This window comes from Rothia sp. SD9660Na, assembly GCF_030064065.1.
GTDB lineage: Bacteria > Actinomycetota > Actinomycetes > Actinomycetales > Micrococcaceae > Rothia.
On record NZ_CP125946.1, the window covers coordinates 2,144,654 to 2,164,641 of the forward strand.

Annotated in this window: 20 protein-coding genes and 2 riboswitches; of the genes, 13 read left to right on the forward strand and 7 right to left on the reverse strand. The window is 61.4% G+C overall.

What is annotated here, in order from left to right; all coding sequences use genetic code 11:
* Window positions 1-52: 52 nt before the first annotated feature.
* Entirely contained in the window at window positions 53-1,804 is a 1,752-nt protein-coding gene (locus tag QM007_RS10030) for an ABC transporter ATP-binding protein (protein ID WP_283489826.1), read from the forward strand.
* 60 nt (window positions 1,805-1,864) lie between these two features.
* On the opposite strand, the gene QM007_RS10035 is transcribed toward QM007_RS10030, so the two are convergent.
* Window positions 1,865-2,827, reverse strand: a complete 963-nt coding sequence (locus QM007_RS10035) for an NAD(P)-dependent oxidoreductase (protein WP_283489827.1) — start codon at window positions 2,825-2,827, stop codon at window positions 1,865-1,867.
* 109 nt (window positions 2,828-2,936) lie between these two features.
* The gene (locus QM007_RS10040) at window positions 2,937-3,512 is read right to left on the reverse strand and encodes a TetR/AcrR family transcriptional regulator (protein ID WP_502949057.1); all 576 of its coding nucleotides are present in this window, start codon (window positions 3,510-3,512) and stop codon (window positions 2,937-2,939) included.
* A gap of 151 nt (window positions 3,513-3,663) precedes the next feature.
* On the opposite strand from QM007_RS10040, the gene cls reads away from it, so the two are divergent.
* The gene (gene cls, locus QM007_RS10045) at window positions 3,664-5,175 is read left to right on the forward strand and encodes a cardiolipin synthase (protein ID WP_502949058.1); all 1,512 of its coding nucleotides are present in this window, start codon (window positions 3,664-3,666) and stop codon (window positions 5,173-5,175) included.
* A 94-nt stretch (window positions 5,176-5,269) separates the two neighbouring features.
* Here cls and QM007_RS10050 read toward each other — a convergent pair whose 3' ends face one another.
* On the reverse strand, window positions 5,270-6,736 hold the full coding sequence (locus QM007_RS10050; protein WP_283489829.1) for an LLM class flavin-dependent oxidoreductase: 1,467 nt from the start codon (window positions 6,734-6,736) through the stop codon (window positions 5,270-5,272).
* 108 nt (window positions 6,737-6,844) lie between these two features.
* Window positions 6,845-6,945, reverse strand: a riboswitch (SAM riboswitch).
* A 201-nt stretch (window positions 6,946-7,146) separates the two neighbouring features.
* Window positions 7,147-7,240, forward strand: a riboswitch (SAM riboswitch).
* Window positions 7,241-7,244: 4 nt separating this feature from the next.
* Between QM007_RS10050 and QM007_RS10055 the strand changes: the two genes are divergently transcribed.
* The 9 genes from QM007_RS10055 to QM007_RS10095 all read left to right on the forward strand — a co-directional run bounded on the left by QM007_RS10055 (window position 7,245) and on the right by QM007_RS10095 (window position 16,569).
* Window positions 7,245-8,051 carry an ABC transporter ATP-binding protein gene (locus QM007_RS10055; protein WP_283489830.1) on the forward strand — a complete coding sequence of 269 codons (807 nt, stop codon included), beginning with the start codon at window positions 7,245-7,247 and terminating at the stop codon, window positions 8,049-8,051.
* A gap of 8 nt (window positions 8,052-8,059) precedes the next feature.
* A complete protein-coding gene (locus QM007_RS10060; protein WP_283489831.1) occupies window positions 8,060-9,100 on the forward strand; it encodes an aliphatic sulfonate ABC transporter substrate-binding protein in 1,041 nt (346 codons plus the stop codon).
* Between the two features lie 2 nt (window positions 9,101-9,102).
* On the forward strand, window positions 9,103-9,960 hold the full coding sequence (locus QM007_RS10065; protein WP_283489832.1) for an ABC transporter permease: 858 nt from the start codon (window positions 9,103-9,105) through the stop codon (window positions 9,958-9,960).
* A gap of 234 nt (window positions 9,961-10,194) precedes the next feature.
* Complete coding sequence (locus tag QM007_RS10070; protein WP_283489833.1) at window positions 10,195-11,121, forward strand: type IV toxin-antitoxin system AbiEi family antitoxin domain-containing protein; 927 nt, start codon at window positions 10,195-10,197, stop codon at window positions 11,119-11,121.
* A 414-nt stretch (window positions 11,122-11,535) separates the two neighbouring features.
* Window positions 11,536-13,644 carry an AMP-binding protein gene (locus QM007_RS10075; RefSeq protein ID WP_283489834.1) on the forward strand — a complete coding sequence of 703 codons (2,109 nt, stop codon included), beginning with the start codon at window positions 11,536-11,538 and terminating at the stop codon, window positions 13,642-13,644.
* 119 nt (window positions 13,645-13,763) lie between these two features.
* Window positions 13,764-14,384 (forward strand): hypothetical protein, encoded by a 621-nt coding sequence (locus QM007_RS10080; protein ID WP_283489835.1) that lies wholly within the window; start codon window positions 13,764-13,766, stop codon window positions 14,382-14,384.
* A 5-nt stretch (window positions 14,385-14,389) separates the two neighbouring features.
* Complete coding sequence (locus QM007_RS10085) at window positions 14,390-15,604, forward strand: glutathionylspermidine synthase family protein (RefSeq protein ID WP_283489836.1); 1,215 nt, start codon at window positions 14,390-14,392, stop codon at window positions 15,602-15,604.
* An 83-nt stretch (window positions 15,605-15,687) separates the two neighbouring features.
* Window positions 15,688-16,137 carry a gamma-glutamylcyclotransferase family protein gene (locus QM007_RS10090; protein WP_283489837.1) on the forward strand — a complete coding sequence of 150 codons (450 nt, stop codon included), beginning with the start codon at window positions 15,688-15,690 and terminating at the stop codon, window positions 16,135-16,137.
* Window positions 16,138-16,239: 102 nt separating this feature from the next.
* Window positions 16,240-16,569, forward strand: a complete 330-nt coding sequence (locus QM007_RS10095) for a hypothetical protein (protein WP_283491026.1) — start codon at window positions 16,240-16,242, stop codon at window positions 16,567-16,569.
* Here QM007_RS10095 and QM007_RS10100 read toward each other — a convergent pair.
* Window positions 16,487-16,843 carry a hypothetical protein gene (locus QM007_RS10100; protein WP_283489838.1) on the reverse strand — a complete coding sequence of 119 codons (357 nt, stop codon included), beginning with the start codon at window positions 16,841-16,843 and terminating at the stop codon, window positions 16,487-16,489. The two genes, QM007_RS10095 and QM007_RS10100, sit on opposite strands and share 83 nt — an antisense overlap.
* Before the next feature lie 136 nt (window positions 16,844-16,979).
* Between QM007_RS10100 and QM007_RS10105 the strand changes: the two genes are divergently transcribed.
* Both QM007_RS10105 and QM007_RS10110 read left to right on the forward strand, forming a co-directional pair.
* Complete coding sequence (locus tag QM007_RS10105) at window positions 16,980-17,201, forward strand: DUF6290 family protein (RefSeq protein WP_283489839.1); 222 nt, start codon at window positions 16,980-16,982, stop codon at window positions 17,199-17,201.
* A gap of 2 nt (window positions 17,202-17,203) precedes the next feature.
* Window positions 17,204-17,467, forward strand: coding sequence for a type II toxin-antitoxin system RelE family toxin (locus QM007_RS10110; protein ID WP_283489840.1), 264 nt, complete (start codon window positions 17,204-17,206; stop codon window positions 17,465-17,467).
* A 156-nt stretch (window positions 17,468-17,623) separates the two neighbouring features.
* Here the strand turns inward: QM007_RS10110 and QM007_RS10115 are convergent, their stop codons facing one another.
* From QM007_RS10115 to QM007_RS10125, 3 genes are read right to left on the reverse strand one after another with little or no spacing between them, the layout of a single operon-like run.
* Complete coding sequence (locus QM007_RS10115; RefSeq protein WP_283489841.1) at window positions 17,624-18,373, reverse strand: amino acid ABC transporter ATP-binding protein; 750 nt, start codon at window positions 18,371-18,373, stop codon at window positions 17,624-17,626.
* On the reverse strand, window positions 18,366-19,043 hold the full coding sequence (locus QM007_RS10120; protein ID WP_185173617.1) for an amino acid ABC transporter permease: 678 nt from the start codon (window positions 19,041-19,043) through the stop codon (window positions 18,366-18,368). The genes QM007_RS10115 and QM007_RS10120 overlap by 8 nt, the downstream gene beginning before the upstream one ends.
* 57 nt (window positions 19,044-19,100) lie before the next feature.
* A complete protein-coding gene (locus tag QM007_RS10125; RefSeq protein ID WP_283489842.1) occupies window positions 19,101-19,925 on the reverse strand; it encodes a transporter substrate-binding domain-containing protein in 825 nt (274 codons plus the stop codon).
* Between the last annotated feature and the right edge of the window lie 63 nt (window positions 19,926-19,988).

Sequence of the window (19,988 nt, forward strand, 5' to 3'; positions counted from 1 at the left end):
ACAGCTCTACCCCACTAACCTCTACAGAAACAACCAAGAGTTGGGAAAACCAGTGAATACACCAACCACTCAGCCAACCGGCGCCCAGCCGGTCCTCGAGGTCCGCGACCTCAGCGTTGACTTCGGCGTCGAACGCACCTGGGTTCCCGCCGCCATGAACCTCAACTACGAGGTGCATGCCGGTGAAGTCCTCGCCATTGTGGGTGAATCCGGCTCAGGTAAGTCAGTTTCGTCCATGGGTATGATTGGGCTGCTGCCCAAGAACGCCCGCGTAACCGGCTCTGTTAAGCTCAACGGCCGCGAACTCGTTGGCCTGTCCAACACCGAGCTGCTCGGTGTGCGCGGTGAAGAAGTCGCCGTGATCTTCCAGGAACCTATGACCGCCATGAACCCGGTCATGACCGTAGGCGACCAGATTGTTGAGACCCTGCGCCTGCACAAGAACATCTCACCGGCGGAGGCCAAAGAAGAAGCCATCAAAATGCTTGAGATGGTCGAAATGCCCGACCCCATCAAGGCTTTCAACTCCTACCCCCACCAGATGTCGGGTGGTCAGCGCCAGCGCGCCATGATCGCCCAGTCGCTTTCGACCAACCCCAAGCTGCTCATTGCCGATGAGCCCACGACAGCACTCGATGTGACCGTTCAGGCTGAAATTCTTGAGCTCATGCGCAACCTGCAGAAGAAGCTCAACTCAGCTATTATCCTCATTACCCACGACATGGGTGTAGTCGCCGACCTGGCCGACCGCGTCGCTGTGATGCGCCGCGGCCAGATCGTTGAAACCGGAGAAATCCACGAGGTCTTCAACAACCCCCAGCACGAGTACACCCAGGCCCTACTCGGCGCCGTACTCCACCTGGGTGGCGACGAAATCGACGTGAATGCCGCCATTGACGACGCAGCCGAGCACCAGCGTCCGGCCACCGCCCTGCTGGAACAGGTTGCCCCCCAGCGCACCGGCAAGGTCATTCTCTCCCTCAAGGACGTGGCCCTCGAATACCCCAAGCAAGGTCGCGTAGGCCCCTTCCGCGCTGTCACCGGCGCCAACCTCGAAATCCGTGCCGGTGAGGTACTGGGTCTTGTGGGTGAATCGGGCTCCGGTAAGTCCACCATCGGCCGCGCCACCGTAGGCTTCCTACAGGTCGCCGAAGGTGAACTGAACGTCTGCGGCATTGATATGCGCAAGCCCAGCCGCAAGGACCTGGCCGAAGTACGCAAGCACGTAGGCATGGTCTTCCAGGACCCCTCATCCTCTCTCAACCCCCGCCTGCCCATCGGCGAATCCATCGGTGAGCCCATGATGCTTGCCGGCGTCGCCAAGGGAGCCGAGCTGCAGAAGCGTATCGAGGAGCTCCTGGATCGTGTAGAGCTACCCCGCTCCTACCGCAACCGCTACCCGCATGAGCTCTCCGGCGGCCAGAAGCAGCGCGTCGGTATCGCCCGCGCCCTCTCCCTCAAGCCCAAGCTACTCATCGCGGACGAGCCCACCTCGGCTCTGGACGTATCGGTGCAGGCCCGCGTGCTTGAGCTCTTCCAGGAACTCCAGGAAGAAATGGGCTTCGCCTGCCTCTTCGTTACCCACGACCTGGCAGTCATCGACGCCCTGGCCGACCGTATCGCGGTGATGCGCCGTGGCGAGATCGTAGAGCAGGGGCCGCGCGAGCAGATTCTGCGCCATCCCCGCGAGGTCTACACCCAGCGCCTGCTGGCCGCTGTTCCGCTGCCCGACCCGGACGCCCAGGCTGAGCGCCGCGAACTGCGCGCCAAGCTGCTGGACGAAACCGGCCACGTCGTCAGCTAAAGGCAACTAAAAGGAGCTCCACCAGATTATGGTGGAGCTCCTTTTGTGTACCTAATACACCTAGTTCATCTTGTTGCGCCAGTCGGCGTCCTTGCCCGCGCGGGCATCGCGCAGGGCCTGCAGGTTCTGCTTGATGAGGGCTTCGGGCTCTACCGGGCGGCCGCCCGCTGAGTGGGGGGTGATGACGATGTTCTTGGCGTCCCACAGGGGGTCGCTGGCTGGCAGGGGTTCTTCGACTACAACGTCGACAGCGGCGCCAGCAATGCTGCCCGAGTTGAGGGCTTCGATGAGGTCTGCCTCGTTGACGGTGGGGCCGCGGCCGACGTTGATGACGTAGGCGCGCTGGGGTAGCTTGGCCAAGCGGGCGGTGTCGAGGGAGTTCTTGGTTTCCTCGGAGTTGGGCAGGATCATGACCAGAATGTCGGTGGTTTCTAGGACCGAGTCGATGTCATCGGTGGCGACCACGGGGAAGCCCGCACGTTCACCTGCTGAGCGGGCAATGCCGGTGACATCGGCCCCGAAGGCATCGAAGAGGCGGGCGGTGGCCTGGCCGATAGAGCCAAAGCCCCAGATGGTGACCTTGGCGCCGAGCAGGGTGGTGACCTGATTGGCCGGGTGCAGTTCCTGGGGGCCGCCTAGTTCGGTCGCCCAGTTCTTCTGTGCCTGGTGCTCTGCCAGGGTGGGTAGGAAGCGTACAAAGTTCAGGGCCAAGGCCAGGGTGTGTTCGGCAACGGTCTTTGAGTGCAGGCCGCTACCGGAGGCGATGACGGCCTCGGGGCGGAAGCCCGCGGCCCGTGCCTGATCGGGCCCAGCCAGCAGGGCCTGAACTAGCTCTACCTGCTGGAGGTGGGCTGCGGCGTCCTTGAGCTGGTCGTTGGTGTTGCCCCAGGCTACGAGCACATCGGCGTCGTGGTGTTCGGGGGCGATGTTGACGGCCGGGTCGTAGCTGACTAGCTCGTCGCCGGGTTCTGTGCCGAGGGCACTCTGGTCGAGGGTGATGGATGTTGGCAGAAGAATCTTCATGGTCTACTCCTTTGTTCCAAATTTTAGGCGCGGGGCGCCCATTAGCCACTTTACCCCTGTGGAGCCCTGCTGAGTCTACCCGTGACGCCGCATGACGGGCGTGCCGCAACTAGTCTTCGCGCAGCAGGTGGCGGAAGGTCTGTACGGCCTCGCGGATTACCTCATCGCGTTCTTCACCCTCGGGGACGCCGCGGGTGTAGTCCAGGTAGCGGAGCAGGGCCGAGGTGATACAGAGGGCTGCACGCAGGCGGGGTTCTGAGGTGCCCGCGTCCGCCTCGTTCTCGGGCAGGTAGGGCCAGGGGCCGCGGCGGCCGCTCGCACTGAACTCCACCCAGTTGACGGTGCGCAGCAGGTCAGCCAGGGTCTTTTCACACTCGATATGGTGGGTTTTCAGGCGGTAGCGCAGCTCCGGGTATTCCTGCACTAGGGGACGCACCTGCGGGTAGGTGGGGCTGTCAACCGACGCGACCATAATGTCGAGCATCAGGTGGGCGACGCGCTCAAAGATGTAGAGATCCTGGCGGGCATCATCGCGCTGCAGGATGTCATCGGTGATGACGGGGGCGCGCAGGCCCAGCACAGCGTCCTCTTTGCCCGCGAAGTAGTTGAAGAGGGTGCGGGGGCTGACCCCGGCGGCTTCAGCGATTTCGTCGGTAGTGGTGGCTTTGAGGCCCTTCTCAAGCACAAGTTTGAGCGCGGCCTCGTGAATCGCGGTGTGGGTTCGCTCGCGGCGCTGCTGGCGCGCAGACTTCTCGGGTTTTTCACACCACCAGTCTATTGCAGGGGCTGGTACAGATTTGGACGTGTAGCCCCGCGAAGCTGGCTGCCCCGGTAAAATGGGAAAGGTGAACCTAGGCCTTCCTCCCCTAATTGACTTGCTGAGCCTCCCGCAGTGGGCTTCAATTACCCTGCTGGTGATTGACTTGCTGATTCGTCTGACCGTGATTTTCTGGCTGCCCTATAACCGCAAACCGGTGGTGGCGCTCGGCTGGCTAATGGCGATTTTCTTTATCCCCTTTGTGGGTCTCTTCGCCTTCTTGGTGTTTGGCTCCAACCTGGTGCCCAGGCACCGCCGCAGTCGCCAGCGCAGCATGAATCAGATCATTAAAGAAGCGATTCAGGGGGACGACGCGGTGCTGGGCGACCCGGTGCTCTCTGAGCCTGCGCGGGTGGCAGCTAACCTCAACTACAAGCTCGGTGCCCTACCGCTAATTGGCGGTAACGACTTTGAACTGCGGCACGATAACAATGTGGCCCTACAGGAAATTGCCGAGAGAATCGACCAGGCTAAGAAGTACGTTCACTTCGAGTTCTACATCACCGCCCTCGATTCAACCACCGAGCCCCTCTGGGATGCCCTGGTGCGGGCCCACCAGCGCGGGGTTGCGGTGCATGTGCTCATCGACCATATCGGCTCCCGCAAGTACCCCCGCTGGCGGGAACTTCAGCGCAAGCTCAACGAAGCCGGGGTGCCCTGGCGGCTCATGCTCCCCCTCAAGCCCTGGAAGGGCCAGTGGCAGCGCCCCGACCTGCGCAACCACCGCAAGATTGTGGTCATTGACGGCGAGATTGCCTTCTCCGGCTCCCAGAACGCCATCGACCGCACCTATAACCTCAAGGGCAACATCAAAAAGGGTCTGGAATGGAAGGACCTCTCCTTCTTCTGCACCGGCCCCGTGGTGCACGAGCTCAACGCGGTGTTCGTCTCTGACTGGTATGCCGAGACCAAGGAACTCCTACTCGACGAAATTGACGCCGACATCGAAGCCCACGACGAGGCAGGGCAGGAGGGCCAGCGTCCGCTCGCCCAAATCGTGCCTTCTGGCCCCGGTTTCGAAACCGAAAACAACCTGCGCCTGATCAACCACCTGATTTACAACGCAGAAGAACGTATCATCATCTGCTCCCCCTACTTCGTACCCGAAGAAACCCTGCTGCAGGCGCTCACCAATATGTCCCTCTCAGGTATCAACGTGACCCTGATTGTCTGCGAAAAGGGTGACCAGTTCCTGCCAATTATGGGCCAGCGCTCCTACTACGAGCAGCTGCTTCGTTCGGGTGTGAAGATTCAGCAGTACCCCGGCCCCACCGTACTGCACTCCAAGTTCATGATTGTGGACGACGAAATCACCTTCATCGGTTCCTCCAACATGGACCCCCGCTCATTCGCCCTCAACTTTGAGGTTTCCACCTTTATCGTGGGTAAGCCCATGGTGCAGGAGCTCGAAGAGGTTGCCCGGGATTACATCTCCCGCTGTAAGCGTCTGCGCTACGACGAGTGGGTCAACCGCCCTGCCCACCAGAAGATTGCCGAGAACCTCTGCCGCCTGTGGAGCGCCCTGCTCTAACCGTCGGCACAGCATAAAGAAGATAAGGACGCCGCCCCGCACTCCCCTGCCCGATGGCAGGAAGGCGCGGGGCGGCGTCCTTATCTCAGAAGAACTAGTGGCCTGCGGCCTCAGCCTTCTCGGCGTTCTCAATCGCTAGCTTGAGGAAGTCACGGGCCGGGGTGTCGGCAACGGAGGGCTTGCCCGCGTAGGCGCCGCGGTACTTGGCAGCCGGGTGGCGCTCGTCCACGTACTTGTTGCCCTCACCGAAGAGGCTCTCGCGCAGGGTGGAGCCCTCATAGGCGGTGCGGTAGCGGCCGCGCTTCTGCAGCTCGGGAACAACGAACTCGACGAAGTCCTCGAAGGAGCCGGGGGACACATGGTAGGCAAGGTTAATGCCGTCCAGGCCGCCCTCATCAATCCACTTCTCCAGCTCATCGGCAACGGTCTGGGGTGAACCCACCAGAACCGCACCCATGCCACCGGTGGCGCAGTGCTCGGCGATGTCCTTGCGGGTCCACTCCTTCTCCTTATCCTGCAGGGTGAAGGGGGTCAGGAAGGACTGGATCGACTCGGTCTCAACGTACTTAAGGGCCTCGTCCTCATCGAACTGATCCAGGTCAAGACCGCTCCAGCCGCCGATGATGCCCTGGGATGCCTCAACGTTCTGGTACTTGAGGTACTCGGCGTACTTGGCCTGAGCCTTCTCGTCGGTCTCGTCCACAACAACGGAGAGCATAGCCAGAATCTTCACGTCATCACGCTTGCGGCCGGCCTTTTCAGCCTCGTTGCGGATGCGCTCGGTCAGCACCTTAGTCAGGTGGGGGCGCAGGGCGGTGATGAAGATAGCCTCGGCGTGCTGGCCTGAGAAAGCCTGGCCGCGGGAGGACGCACCGGCCTGGAAAATCACCGGGGTGCGCTGGGGTGAAGGCTCGGTCAGGGCGATGCCGGGTACCTGGAAGTACTTGCCCTTGTGCAGGATAGGGTGAACCTTAGAGGGGTCAGCGAAGATACCGTTTTCACGGTCGCGGGGCACAGAGCCGTCCTCCCAGGAGCCTTCCCACAGCTTGTAGCAGACGTCGAGGAACTCTTCGGCAATCTCGTACCGCTCATCGTGCTCAATCTGACCGGGCAGACCCTGGTTCTCAGCAGCAGACTGCAGGTAGGAGGTCACCACGTTGAAGCCCACGCGGCCACCGGTCAGATGATCCAGGGTGGAGTAGGAGCGGGCCAGGGTGTAGGGCTGGTTGTAGGTCACGGCAGCGGTAACGCCAAAGCCCAGGTGCTCGGTGACAGCAGCCATAGCAGAAATCTGCAGGAAGGGGTCACCCACAGGAACCTGGGCGCCGTCCTTCAGCACGGGAGCTACTGAATCCTTGTAGACATCGTAAACACCGACCACATCCGCAATGAAGACCGCATCAAAGAGGCCCTTCTCGCAGACCTTAGCCAGGTCGGTCCAGTACTTGATGGTGTTGTACTCATCCGCGCGGTTGCGGGGGTGACGCCACAGGCCAAAGCTCTGGTGGCTGGTGGTGGTCATATCGAAGGCGTTGACGACGATGCGCTTCTTCTCGGTCATGAACCGGGCCCTTTCACAGGTGGTGCTTGGCCCTCCGCGCCCGTGCTGCCACTGGCGTCCTTACCCAAAGTAAAAGGCGCCGAGCCTTCGCGGAGGTGGCGCCTGGTTGCGCCGTACTTGCATTACTGCCTGATCCTCATCTGGGGCACCCCGCTACGGGAGAGGGTTGCCGCCCAACTAGCCAGAGCTTGACGTTGGGACTCTTGATCTTGAGATTTAGTGTAGCCCGCCCAGCCCGCCCAGGTGCAAGCATCTCGGGCTACGTTTCACATTGTGGCGCGTGTTGAGCTCTGTTACGGACGTCTGCGGGTTCCGGTCAGATCAACCCACAGCGTCACACTCGTAACCGGCCGAAATACCGCGTCATACTCTTGCCCAGTTCCACCAAACGCCCCTAGCGTTGAAAGCGTTAACCATCCAGAGCGACCGAGAGACTTGGCTCCACGACGTCGCAGCAACCTCCCTACCCCAGGGGTCGGTGCTAACGCCAAGAGACGATGGAGAAAGCATGAGCGCACCCACGCTAGAAGGCACCCCCACCACCCTCACCGCCTGCGAAATCGACTTCAATGCCGTCGGCAAGACCTTCATCGGCGAGCGCGGGGAGACCCGCACCGTCCTTAAAAACGTTTCTTTTACCGCCTACCCGGGTGAGATTATCTCGATTATTGGTTCCTCGGGCTGCGGCAAATCAACCCTGCTGCGGGCTGCTGCCGGTCTGGGGGCTGCGACCGCCGGTACCGTTACCATCGACGGTAGCCCGGTACGGGGTCTCGATTCCCGTGTAGCTATCGGCTTCCAGGAACCGCGCCTACTGCCCTGGCGCACCGTTGAGAAGAACGTGGCGCTGGGTCTGCCCAAGGGCACCCCCAAGGACGTTGCCCGCGAGCAGGTTGCCCGCCTTCTGGACGTTGTGGGGTTGGCAGACTACGCCCAGCACCGCCCCCGTGAGATTTCCGGTGGCATGGCTCAGCGCGCATCCCTGGCCCGGGCACTGGCACGGAACCCCGGCATCCTTCTGCTCGATGAGCCCTTCGGCGCTCTCGATGCCCTGACTCGCATCAACATGCAGGACCTGCTGCTCGATATTCATGCCCACGACCCGGCCACCGTCCTGCTGGTCACCCACGACGTGGAAGAAGCACTCTACCTCTCAGACCGGGTGATTGTGCTGGGTAAGCCGGACCCCGCCGCGCCCGCGACGATTGCCCGCATTGTTGAGGTGCCCGATCACCGCCCGCGCGACCGCGGCAACCCGGCGCTTGCCACCCTGCGTAAAGAACTTTTGGCCGAACTCGGCGTTGAAGAACACTAGGAACACACATGTCACTCATTTCTCGTCTCACCACTACCTCTGCCCTGCTCGCAACCGGCACCCTACTACTGACCGGGTGCCTAGCAGGGGAAAACGCTTCTACCGCCGACACTTCTGCCGCAGCGGGCAACACCACCGTCACCATCGACTACGCCACCTACAACCCACTCTCCCTGATTATCAAGGAAAAGGGGTGGCTTGAGACCGCCCTGGAAGAGCAGAGTAAGGACGTCGAGTGGGTACAGTCCGCTGGATCAAATAAGGCGAATGAGGCTCTGCGTTCTGGCGCCATTGATGTGGGTTCCACCGCGGGCTCAGCTGCCCTGCTGGCTCGTTCCAACGGCTCCCCCATTCAGGTGATTGATCTCTACTCCCAGCCCGAGTGGTCCGCTCTGGTGACCCGCACCGACACCGGTATCTCATCGGTGAAAGACCTGGCCGGTAAAAAGGTAGCCGTCACCAAGGGCACCGACCCCTACTTCTTCCTGCTCCAAGCTCTTGAAGAAGCAGGTGTATCGCCCGATGAGGTCACCATCGAGCAGCTCCAGCACGCCGACGGCCGCACCGCCCTCAACCAGGGCACCGTAGACGCCTGGAGCGGCCTTGACCCTATCATGGCCAGCGCCGAAATTGAGGACGGCAACACCCTCTTCTACCGCAACGTTGACTTCAACACCTACGGCTTCTTGAACGCCACCGAGGAGTTCATCGAGAGCGACCCCGAAGCCGCCCAGGCCATCGTTGATATCTACGAATACGCCCGCGACTGGGCACTCGCCAACGAGCAAGAGGCCGTACAGATCCTGGCGGACGGCTCCGGAATTGAGCTTGAAACCGCCCAGGTTGTCTGGGACCGCACCTACCTTGACATCGATAACGTACCCGGCGACAAGCAGCTCGCCGTGCTTGAAAAGGTCGGCCCCTACCTGGTTGAATCCGGCGATGTTGCCTCACAGGGCGAAGTAGACACCGCCCTGGGCAGCATCGTCAACGACACCTTTGCCCAGAAGGCCGACCCCGCCCGCGTTTCAACCCTGGTGGCTGAGTAATCATGTCAGTTACCCCTGCTCTCACCACCCAACCGGCAACCCACCGCCGCCTGGCGCGCACCGAAACACCGGCGTCCGCGAAGGTACCCCGCCGACCCCTGCTCACCCGCCGCTGGGTACCCTGGCTCGGTGCCCTGCTTCCCTTGGTTCTTCTGGCGCTCTGGCAGTACCTGAGCACCGCCGGGGTCTTTAGTGCGGTGCAGCTGCCTGCCCCCTCGAAGGTGGTTGCTGCCGCCCTTGATCTGGCAGGACGCGATCAGCTCGGCCTGCACGTTGCTATTTCGACCCAGCGCGTGGTTCTGGGCTTCAGCATCGGGGCTATCCTCGGGCTGGTGCTCGGAGCCTGGGTAGGGCTCTCCCGCTGGGCCCAGGTGCTCGCCGCTCCCACCATCGGGGCCCTGCGCGCTGTACCGTCGCTAGCCTGGGTGCCCCTGCTGTTGCTCTGGATCGGTATTGGTGAGAACTCCAAAGTCGCCCTCATCGCTATCGGTGCCTTCTTCCCGGTCTATACCACGGTTTCGGCGGCTCTAGCCCACGTGGACCCCAAGCTGGTTGAGGCTGCCCGAACCTTCGGCGTCCGCGGTATCAACCTCTTTACCACCGTGCAGCTACCTGCCGTTCTGCCCGCTGTGGTCTCGGGTCTGAGGCTGGCCCTGGCGCAGGCATGGCTCTTCCTGGTCGCCGCCGAACTGCTCGGTGCTTCGATGGGCCTGGGCTTCCTGCTCACCGACTCCCAGAACAACGGCCGCACCGACCGCCTACTGCTGGCCATCGTCCTGCTGGCTATCCTGGGTAAAATCACCAACGCCCTGCTGGGTGTGTTCGAACGCTGGGTCAAGGCCCGGTTCCCCAGCAACTAGAAGAAAGGGCGGGCGGACGCGCCGGGCTGAAGTTCAGGCACGCCCCGTCCTCGAATGTAACCGAAAGCTTCATCTGCATGTTCTTTGAACGCGCAGATGAAGCTTTTGGCTACCTACAGCACTGGTGAAGCTCCCCTGTGGAAAACAGCCGCTCCGACGTCATACACACCCATAAAGGCACAGACCCGCACAAAATACCCCGAGTTATCCACAATTTATGTATAGCCCCTTGTCATGGACGAAATCTTCCGAGACATTCATGGCATGGAACAATTCTTTACCGACGTAAAAACCTCCGCTGAGCTCCGCCACCTTGGGCAATCATCATCAAGCATCACCAGGGCCTGCCAGGGCGGAACCCTTCGTCGCATCTGCCACGGAGCCTACATCAAGACCTCCACCTGGAACAGCTGGGACGCCCGCGCCCGCTGCATCGCCCAACACGTAGGGTTTCTCAAAACCAGATCAGACTTCGTGCTCAGTCATGTATCTGCAGCACTCTGGTGGGCAGCGCCTCTGCTGCGGCTCCCCCGCAAGATTTGGGTCAGCCATCCAACGGAGACCGTCCGCTCTACCCGAAAAGTCCATGTCAGCCGTGCCCGAGAGACAGAGTGCTCATCTGCTGTCTTCCATCAAGGAGCTTTTGTCACTCCTCCCCTACAAACAGCAGTCGACTGTGCGCTGACTCTGCCCATACTTGATGCCCTGTGTATCGTGGACTTTTTTCTCAACCAAGGGCTCATCGCAGCCTCTGATTTCACCAGTAGCATCACGGGTTTACGTTGCAAAGGGGTCAGAAACGCGCGTGAGGTCAGTCGTCTCATGAGCGAACGCTCAGAATCGCCTGCAGAAACGGTGACCCGCTATCGAATTGCGATGTGGGGGTTCACCCCGCCCAAGGAACAGGCCACCATTTGGATGGGGAGTTCTTACTACCGCCCCGACTTTCTGTGGGAAGAGCTCAAACTCATCTTAGAAGTCGACGGTTACGTTAAATATGATGGCACCTACGGCGACCCTGGGGCAGCTATCCGCGCTGAGAAAAGACGCCACCGTGACCTTGAGAAACTCGGGTACCGGGTCATTAGGGTGCAGTGGGAGGACATCGTGCATCACCCGGAAAATTTACGCGTTCTTTTAGTCAATGCCGGGGTTCGGTAATGTGGCGTGCTCTTGGCGAATGTCGTCAAAACCTTCATATGCATGTTCTTTGAACGCGCAGATAAAGGTTTCGGTTACATTCGGGGGCGGCGGACGCAGGCGGACGGACGCGCGTCACGCGGCGTCATAAACGTTAAGGGGCGTCACGGTTTAGTAACAGCAGCCCGCAGGTGCTTACCCTGAAAGAGATTTTGTCCATCACGAGCGATACGAGAGACCTGGCTCTACGACGATCGCAGCAACCACGCCGACAACCTGAACCTACTGACGCATCAGCTACCCGCCCCGAAGGGGTAGGGGCACTTGACTGGGGGTCAAGGGGTCGCAGGCTCAATTTCATTCGACTGTTAATCGAAGGGTTACTGATTCGAGTTCGGCGCCGGTGCTACAGCCAGCTACCGATGGGAGATACCCTTGGGCGCACCTGCCGACTTTGTGTACACCGACCCTTTCAACCCCACACCCAACCCGGCGCTCATCACAGATGAGGCCCGAATCCGGTTCTGGACTGACCAGGCCAAGGCCCGCCTGACCTGGGGTGAGCTCTTCGACGAAGCTAACCCTCACACCTTCGCCAAGCCGCAGAGCCTGGGCCTCGATGATGAGGGTATCGAGCAGTTCACTGTGCCCGAGATTAAGTGGTTCGAGGGCGGCGAGCTGAACGTTGCCTACAACTGCGTAGACCGGCACGTTGAAGCGGGTAAGGGCGATAAGGTGGCCCTCTACTTTGAGGGTGAACCCGGTGACCGCGAGGCCATTACCTATACCGAGCTGCAGCGCCGGATCGCTAAGGCAGCCCACGGCCTGGAGAAGCTGGGCATCGGCAAGGGCGACCGCGTGGTCATTTACCTGCCGGTGATTCCCGAAACCATCATCTTCACCCTAGCCTGCGCCCGCATTGGCGCGATTCATTCCCTGGTCTTCGGCGGTTTCTCGGCTGAGGCCCTGAAGTTTCGCGTGGAAGATACCGGCGCTAAGGTGCTCATTACCACTGACGGGCAGAACCGCCGCGGCACCGTGGTCCCGGTTAAGGCCACCGCCGACGAAGCCTGCTCGGGTGAGAACAATATCGAGCACGTTATTGTGGTTGACCGCACCGCGGGCACCCCCGAAGCCCACGCCACTGTGCCCTGGACCGAGGGCCGCGACGTCTGGTACCACGACCTGGTCGACGACCTGCCCGACACCCACGATTACCAGCTCTTTGACGCTGAAACCCCGCTCTTTATCATCTACACCTCCGGCACCACGGGTAAGCCCAAGGGCCTGGTGCACACGTCCGCGGGCTACCTGACCCAGGTTGCCTACACCCACGCCCTGCTCTTTGACCTGCTCCCCGAGGTTGAGGACGAGCAGGGCCAGCGCCGCGTGGACGAGCTAGCTACCGTCAACGACCCCGCCAAGGTCGAGAACACCGTTCACTGGTGTACCGCCGACCTGGCCTGGGTGACCGCCCACACCTACGAAATCTACGGGCCGCTGCTCAACGGCGTCACCGAGGTGATCTACGAGGGCACCCCCAACACCCCTACCTTCGAGCGCCACTTCGAGGTGATTGAACGCTACGGGGTCACCAACTATTACACCGCCCCCACCCTGATTCGTTCCCTCATGGGTGCCTTCCCCGACGGCCCGCCCGCCGGCAAGTACGACCTCTCGTCGGTGCGCCTGCTGGGGTCTGTGGGTGAGTCCATCAACCCTGAGGCCTGGCGGTGGCTGCGCACGCATGTGGGCGGGGGCACCGCGTCCTTTATCGATACCTGGTGGCAGTCCGAAACCGGCTCGACCGTGTGCTCACCGCGTCCGCACGACCCCCAGTTCGCGCCCGCTGGCACCTTCGCGGACGGCACCCCCCACACGGCGTCCAAGCCCGGCTGTGCGACACGGGCGGTTCCGGGGATCTCAACCCGCGTGGTCGATGAGCACGGGGCCGAGGTTGAGCCCGGCCTGCAGGGCTTCATTGTGGTCGATAAGATTGGCCCGTCCATGGCCCGCACGGTCTGGGGCAACCCCCAGCGCTACCTCGATTCCTACTGGCGCCACTACGGCGAGCGCGGCTGGTTCCTGGCCGGTGACGGCGCCAAGGTCGATGAGGAGGGTGATGTCTACATTCTGGGCCGCATAGACGATGTTATTAACATTTCGGGCCACCGCCTGTCGACCATTGAGATTGAGTCTGCCCTGGTCACCCATGAGGCTGTGGTAGAGGCCGGGGTCTGCCCGGTGGAGGACGAGCTGACCGGCCACCAGGCGGTTGCCTATGTGACCCTCTCTGAGGCCGGCCGCGCCCTAAGCGCCGAAGAGCTCAAGAAAGCGCTGACCGAGTATATCCGCCACGAGATTGGGCCGATTGCAAAGCCCAAGGACGTCATCGCGGTAGCTGATATTCCTAAGACCCGCTCCGGCAAGATCACCCGCCGCCTACTCGGGGAGCTCTACCAGGGCCGGGCCCTGGGCGATACCTCATCCCTGCAGAACGAGGAAGCTCTCGAAGCTATCGCCCAGGTGCTGGCAACCCGCTAAAGGCACCTGAGATGCCTCGCGCGTCCGCGTCCGCCTGCCCGCCCCGCCCCCCTGCGCAGGTGAGCGCCTACCCGACATAAAATGGGAGGGAACGCACTCACCTACCATCGGGAGATTCTATGCCCAGGTTCTCACGCACGACCAAGACCGTGCTTGCCCTGCTTGCGGGCGGGGCAGCCATTATCGGTATTGGCGCCACCAACCACGCTACCCCTGCCCGTGTGGCGCCCCTGGTGGGTGGTTCGTCCTCGTCGTCGCAGAAGCAGGGCGGACGTTCCTCCACCAGTTCCCAAATCAGTGGCAGCTCCAAGGAGTACGCCGAGATTTGCTACGACCCCGGCACAGGGCAGCGCCTGGAGAACTCCGAGTGTGAGGACGGCAGCGGCGCAGGTTCCAGCAGCAGTGGCGGCGGAGGCGGGACCGGACGGTCGTACTGGGTACCCTATTCTTCGTCATCGACCCTGCCCAAGGTTGGTGAGAAGGTGGCAGGCGGTTCGGAGAGCCGCCCGTCTGACGGCACGATCTTCCGTAACCTGCCCTCGCAAGGTGGCGGGTTTGCGGAGTCTTTCCGGGAGTCTAAGAGCTCGTACACTGTGGAGAACTCGCAGGTGAAGTCGAGCCAGAGTGGGGACTCCTACGGCGGTTTTAATCGGGACGCTAACAAAGACACCACCACCAAGAAGAGTCGTGGCGGCTTTGGCGGCGGGTCGAAGACCGGCGGCGGAATCAAGGGAGGCTAAGGCCGATGAGACGACTGTCCTTCCCCCTGGGGCGCCATAACTGGGAGCAGACCATTGCCACTGAGGGGCTGGTCTATTCGCTCGAAGGCCCTGACGACACCGACCACTACTGGAACGAGTTTGCTGCCTACGAGTTCACCGTGGCCGAGGCCCTCTGGCTGCAGGAGCAGGTCGAAGAAGCCCACCGCATGTGCGTTGCGGCCATCGACCACATCATTGCCGGCCCCCTCAAGTACAAGCTGGGGCTGAGTGACGCTGCGCTGAAGCTGGCAATTGATTCCTGGCGCTGGCACGAATACGACTTCTACGGCCGCTTTGATTTTGTCTACAACCCCGAGACTCACGCGCTCAAAATCCTGGAATACAACGCCGATACCCCCACCGGCCTGGTGGAGGCGGCGGTCAGCCAATCCACCTGGTTCAACGACCAGCGCCTGGATTTGCGCGGCTTCAAAGAGTGGAACGACCTCGGTAACGCCTTCGTTGCCCGCTGGGCCCAGATCCGCCAGCGCATCAAGCACCCGGTTCTGCACCTGGCCTGCGTGAACGAAGACATCGACGAGCTCGGCGAGGACCTTGAAAACCTCAAGGTCGTAGCCCACGCCGCGCACATGGCAGGCTGGGAAACCCACATCATGCGCATCGACGACCTCTACTGGGACGCCGACCGCCGCATCTGGCTCGATCACCACGACCGGCAGGTGCACAACCTCTTCAAGCTCTACCCCTGGGAAGACATGGTTGAGGACGCCTACGGGCAGGTCCTCTTCAACGGCGGCTACGCTGCCATGGAGAACTGGTTTGAACCGGCCTGGAAGATGTTCCTCTCCAACAAGGTACTGATGGTGGCCCTCTGGGAGCTCTTTCCAGGGCACCCGCTGCTGCTGCCGGCGTCCTTATCACCCGACCATGGCTTCACCAACTGGGTCAAGAAACCCATCTTTGGGCGAGAGGGCGACGGTATCGTGGTGAACGCCCCAACCCACGGGGTACAGGTTGCCCACACCGACGGCTACATGACCGAAACCGCCGCCGACCACGAGTACATCTACCAGCAGTACGTTCAGCCGCCCAACTTCACCGGGGACGCCGGCGAACCCAACTACCCCATCATCGGGGCCTGGGTGGTGGGCGGACGCTCCGTAGGCTTCGGCGTGCGCGAATCAGACGGGGCAATTACCGACGGTTACTGCCGGTTCGTGCCGACGGTGCTCAAGTAAGCGAATAGGTGAAGCAGGCTCGCGCTCGCTGTGAGCCTGCGCCACCTAACTTTCTGAGTGCACCTCATGGGTACGATAGAGGCATGATAGCCCACCACCCCGTTTTTGTTTACGGCACCCTGCGCCCCGGCATGAGTAATAATCGCTGGTTCCGCGGGGCTGATTCTAACCGCACTGACGCGACTATTACCGGCTACGAGCTGGTCACGAACGGCTCCTACCCCTACCTGCTCCCGGCGTCCGCACCGGTCGGCAGCGACGCCGCCGGGCAAGACGCCCCGGTAGTGCGCGGCACCCTGGTTTTCGTAGACCCCGCCGACTGGGAGGCCGTTGCCGCGTCCCTCGATGAGCTTGAGGGAACCGACCCCGCGCGTCCTGTGCACGATGACAACCTCTACAACCGGGTGCTGGCCGAGGTGGTAACGGACGCCGGTGAGCAGGTCACCGCCTGGGTCTACATTCCACCGGTGAGCAAGCAGGCGCAGCTGCGCGAGCGCTACCCCCTGGTGTCCGGCGGCGAGTGGACCGAGTAAATACCCCCTTTTAATTTTGAGCCAGAGACCTGGTTCCGCGTGATTGATGTTGCCACTATTGTCACCAACGGTCTGTTGGGCGGTGGGGCTCTGCGCGGCATTATGGTCAACCGTATTCCGGCAATTTTGGGCGGGAGCCCGCTCTATGCCACGGTGGCTTTTGTGGGGGCTTGTGAGGTTGCCCTTGTGCGTGGTGCTGTGGGACCGGCAGGTGCTGGGCATGGCTCTTTCTATTGTGACCTGCCTGGTCGTGGGCATTTTGGCGCGGTGGCGCCGCTGGCAGCTGCCGAAGCCGGTTCAGCTCAAGGTGCCCCGACCTCGCTTGCGGTTAGGACGCCGCCGCCCGGCTTCACGCGACCGGTGGGTGTCCGGCGCCCCGCTGACCCAGGAAATGCGGGTTATCGACGAAGAAACAGCCCGAGCCCATTGTAAGGGGCGGGCCTAGGGCGTACTTCTGAGAGTCCGGGTTAATGAGTAGGTCTTGAATATAGCTAGTGCTGACCCCATCGCCGACGGCCCGTACCAGCCCGGCAAGTCGACCCGTAGCGTCCTCACGAGCCACCGCCAGGTAAAGACTACCGGTGCACATGGGCACCAGGTTTTCAGGGTGGTCGGTGTAAGCACTCCACCCAACAGAGGTATAGAGATCTACCAGTTCCTGCTGGCTAGGTACCAGACCTACTGAAAAAGTAAAAGCGGTGTTCATGGGCAAAACTTTACCGTGCGCTTATCCCTGAAAATACTCCCAGCTTCTTCATCACAGAAAGCAAGCCCAGAACAATATCCTATTGTTGAAAGTACAGCCGTTTGCCATACTGGAAAGCACAGTAAGGAGAAAACCTATGACCGTGCATGTTGAGTTTACAGCTACTGAAGAGGCACAGCTACAGAGTCTTTCCTCCGCTCTTGGTACGAGCACCGAAGAGCTAGTACGTTCTGCTGTACTTGATTATCTTGAACAGCAGGAAGAACAGGTATGGGCACAGCAGGCGTTGGTGCGCTTCGAGGCAGACGGCCGTGAGACCCGCCCCGCCCAGGAATTGTGGGATGAGCTCGGGGTCTGAATGTGGCCTGGCAATTAGTACTGGCAAAAGAGTTTGAACGATCGATTAGAAAGCTCGATAAGCCGGATATTCGTAGAATTAAGACTTACCTTGACCAGGTAGTTCAGTTAGATAATCCGAGGGACCGGGGAAAAGCGCTGACAGCTGACAAGGTTGGCCTGTGGCGTTATCGTGTAGGAAATTTTCGAGTACTCGTAAAATTTGAAGATCAGCAGATGCAAGTTATTGCTCTCGATGTTGGTCACCGTTCAACAATTTACCGATAGTCTTCTAAGCTCCTCTGGTATTAAAAAATTACCCCGCCCTTTTTCTCTTCACCCTAGTGATTATCTCGGGGCGAAGAGAGAAGGGACGGGGTGAAGTCGGCTCTGCGGCGCGCCGGACGGCTCCGCGGCGCGGGCCGCCTCTAGCGCCCCGGCTCCTTAGATGCGGTAGTCCGTCATCTCGAAGATCTGCAGGAAGCGCTGGATGCGTTCGTTGTCGGAGTCGAAGAAGGCTTCGGGGGCGCCGTTGTAGAGAACGCTGCCGCCGTCGAGGAAGACGATACGGTCGGCAACCCGGCGGGCGAAGGCCATATTGTGGGTAACAACCACCAGGGAGCGCTTTTCGCGGGCCAGGTCGATGAGCACTCGAATAACCTCGGCTTCAAGCTCGGGGTCAAGGGCAGAGGTGGGCTCGTCAAAGAGTAAGTAATCGGGGGCAACAGCCAGGGCGCGGGCGATGGCGACGCGCTGCTGCTGGCCGCCCGAGAGGTTATCGGGGTAGGCATCTGCCTTATGCCCCAAACCCACCTTCTCCAGGAGTTCGCGTGCGAGCTGGGCTGCGGCGTCCTTACCCATCTTGCCGTTGAGCACCGGGGCCAGGGCCACGTTCTGCTCGGCGGTGTAGTGGGGGAAGAGGTTGAAGTTCTGGAAGACCATGGCCGAGTGCTTGCGGATGGTTCGTACCTGCTCGTCGGTCAGCCCGGCGGTGAAGTCCACCAAGTCACCCTCAATGGTCAGGACGCCGGACTCGGGGGTTTCGAGCAGGTTCAGGCAGCGCAGCAGGGTGGATTTACCCGAACCGGAGGGCCCGAGAATAACCGTGGTTTCGCCGTTGTCGAGGTCGAGGGAGATGTCGCGCAGAATGGTGTTCTCGCCGAAGCTTTTGGTGAGGTTCTTCAGGCTAAGCATTGACTGTCCTTATGTAACGGCTGGTGCGCTTCTCTAGGGCGCGCTGGGCGATGGAGAGAAGGGTGAAGATGACCAGGTAGATGGCGGCTACTTCAAGGTACATGGCCAGCGGCTCGAAGGTGCGGGCGGCGACCTGCTTGCCGGACTGGAAAAGGTCAACCATAGAGATGACCGATACCAGGGAGGTGCCCTTGACCAGGTCAATCAGGTCGTTACCCAGCGGGGGTAGGGCGATGCGGGTAGCCTGCGGGATGACGACGTGGCGCAGGGTCTGCATCTTGGTGAAGTTGAGGGTGCGGGCGGCCTCGAACTGGCCGCGCGGTATTGAGGCGTAGGCTGAGCGGAAGGTTTCGGCCACGTAGGCGCCGGTGTTGAGGCTCAGCGCGATGATGGCGGCGGGCCAGGTGTCGAGGGTGATGCCGACGCGGGGTAGCCCGTAGAACACCAGGAAGAGCTGCACTAGAAGCGGGGTGCCGCGGAAGAACCACACGAAGGCTGTGGCTAGCCAGTTGAGCGGGTTGTAGCGGCTGAGGTTGCGGGCGGCGGTGGCCAGCAGACCCAGCACCAGCGCGAGGACGAAGGAGATGAGGGTCAGCGGGATGGTCACCTGCACGGTGGCCAGCAGCAGGGAGGGCAGGGATTGTGCCCAGAGTTCTAGGTAGCGGTCCATAGTGTTCTACGGGTTACTTTCGGTTCGGACGCCGGGGTTCGGCTTGCCGGGGCCGGGTTAGGCCTTGGGGCTCAGGTCGATGCCAACGTACTTTTCGTAGATGGCCTTGAAGTCGCCGTTCTCCAGGTGCTTGGCGATGGAGTCGTTGATGGCGGTCTGCAGGGTGGTGGCGCCCTTGGGCATCAGGATTGCTGATTCGGAGGCGTCGCCGAGCACACCGTCGAGCAGGCGGATGGGGGCGTCGGGGTGCTGCTCCTGGTAGTAGGCGAAGGTGACGGCGTCGTTACCGCAGGCGTCCACGCGGCCGGTGAGTACCTGTTCGATGGCTTCGTCGAAGCCGGTAACGATGGTCATCTGGGCGCCTGCTTCTTCGAGCAGGGTGCGGAAGTTAGAGGTCTCTGATGAGGCTGCGGTGGCGCCTGCAAGGTCTTCGATGGTCTGCAGTTCTGAGTTTTGCAGGACGGCGACCTTGCCCTCTGAGGCGACGTAGGGGTTGGAGAAGTCGTACTTCTGCTTGCGCTCTTCGGTGGGTGAGACGTTGTTGATGACGATGTCGTAGCGGTCAGCATCGACACCGGCGATCAGGGAATCCCAGGGGGTTTCGGTGTATTCGGCGGTGACGCCCAGATCGGCGGCGATGAGGTCGCCGATTTCCTTTTCCATACCGACAAGTTCGCCAGCTTCGTTGTGGTAGTTCCAGGGGGCGAAGGTGCCCTCGAAGCCGATGCGGATTTTGCCGGCGTCCTTGATGGCCTGCAGCTTGTCGGCAGCTGCGGATGAGCCGGAGGTGGTGGAGGATGAGGAGCCGCAGGCGGCCAGGGCCAGGGCGAGGGCGGACGCGCCGGTGAGGGCGAGAGCGGAACGACGATTGATTGCTGTCATGGTACCTGTCTTTCGGTGGTGACACTTTGGGTAACTACGCGAGCTTATAACAGGTGAAGCCCC

Excerpts from the sequence above, each read along its gene's own strand:
- QM007_RS10050 (WP_283489829.1), bottom strand. The coding sequence starts at position 6,736 with ATGACCGAGAAGAAGCGCATCGTCGTCAACGCCTTCGATATGACCACC.
- QM007_RS10105 (WP_283489839.1), top strand. The coding sequence starts at position 16,980 with ATGACCGTGCATGTTGAGTTTACAGCTACTGAAGAGGCACAGCTACAG.
- QM007_RS10085 (WP_283489836.1), top strand. The coding sequence starts at position 14,390 with ATGAGACGACTGTCCTTCCCCCTGGGGCGCCATAACTGGGAGCAGACC.
- QM007_RS10100 (WP_283489838.1), bottom strand. The coding sequence starts at position 16,843 with ATGAACACCGCTTTTACTTTTTCAGTAGGTCTGGTACCTAGCCAGCAG.
- cls (WP_502949058.1), top strand. The coding sequence starts at position 3,664 with ATGGGAAAGGTGAACCTAGGCCTTCCTCCCCTAATTGACTTGCTGAGC.
- QM007_RS10060 (WP_283489831.1), top strand. The coding sequence starts at position 8,060 with ATGTCACTCATTTCTCGTCTCACCACTACCTCTGCCCTGCTCGCAACC.
- QM007_RS10090 (WP_283489837.1), top strand. The coding sequence starts at position 15,688 with ATGATAGCCCACCACCCCGTTTTTGTTTACGGCACCCTGCGCCCCGGC.
- QM007_RS10035 (WP_283489827.1), bottom strand. The coding sequence starts at position 2,827 with ATGAAGATTCTTCTGCCAACATCCATCACCCTCGACCAGAGTGCCCTC.
- QM007_RS10055 (WP_283489830.1), top strand. The coding sequence starts at position 7,245 with ATGAGCGCACCCACGCTAGAAGGCACCCCCACCACCCTCACCGCCTGC.
- QM007_RS10095 (WP_283491026.1), top strand. The coding sequence starts at position 16,240 with ATGGTCAACCGTATTCCGGCAATTTTGGGCGGGAGCCCGCTCTATGCC.
- QM007_RS10080 (WP_283489835.1), top strand. The coding sequence starts at position 13,764 with ATGCCCAGGTTCTCACGCACGACCAAGACCGTGCTTGCCCTGCTTGCG.
- QM007_RS10125 (WP_283489842.1), bottom strand. The coding sequence starts at position 19,925 with ATGACAGCAATCAATCGTCGTTCCGCTCTCGCCCTCACCGGCGCGTCC.
- QM007_RS10115 (WP_283489841.1), bottom strand. The coding sequence starts at position 18,373 with ATGCTTAGCCTGAAGAACCTCACCAAAAGCTTCGGCGAGAACACCATT.
- QM007_RS10065 (WP_283489832.1), top strand. The coding sequence starts at position 9,103 with ATGTCAGTTACCCCTGCTCTCACCACCCAACCGGCAACCCACCGCCGC.
- QM007_RS10120 (WP_185173617.1), bottom strand. The coding sequence starts at position 19,043 with ATGGACCGCTACCTAGAACTCTGGGCACAATCCCTGCCCTCCCTGCTG.
- QM007_RS10070 (WP_283489833.1), top strand. The coding sequence starts at position 10,195 with ATGGACGAAATCTTCCGAGACATTCATGGCATGGAACAATTCTTTACC.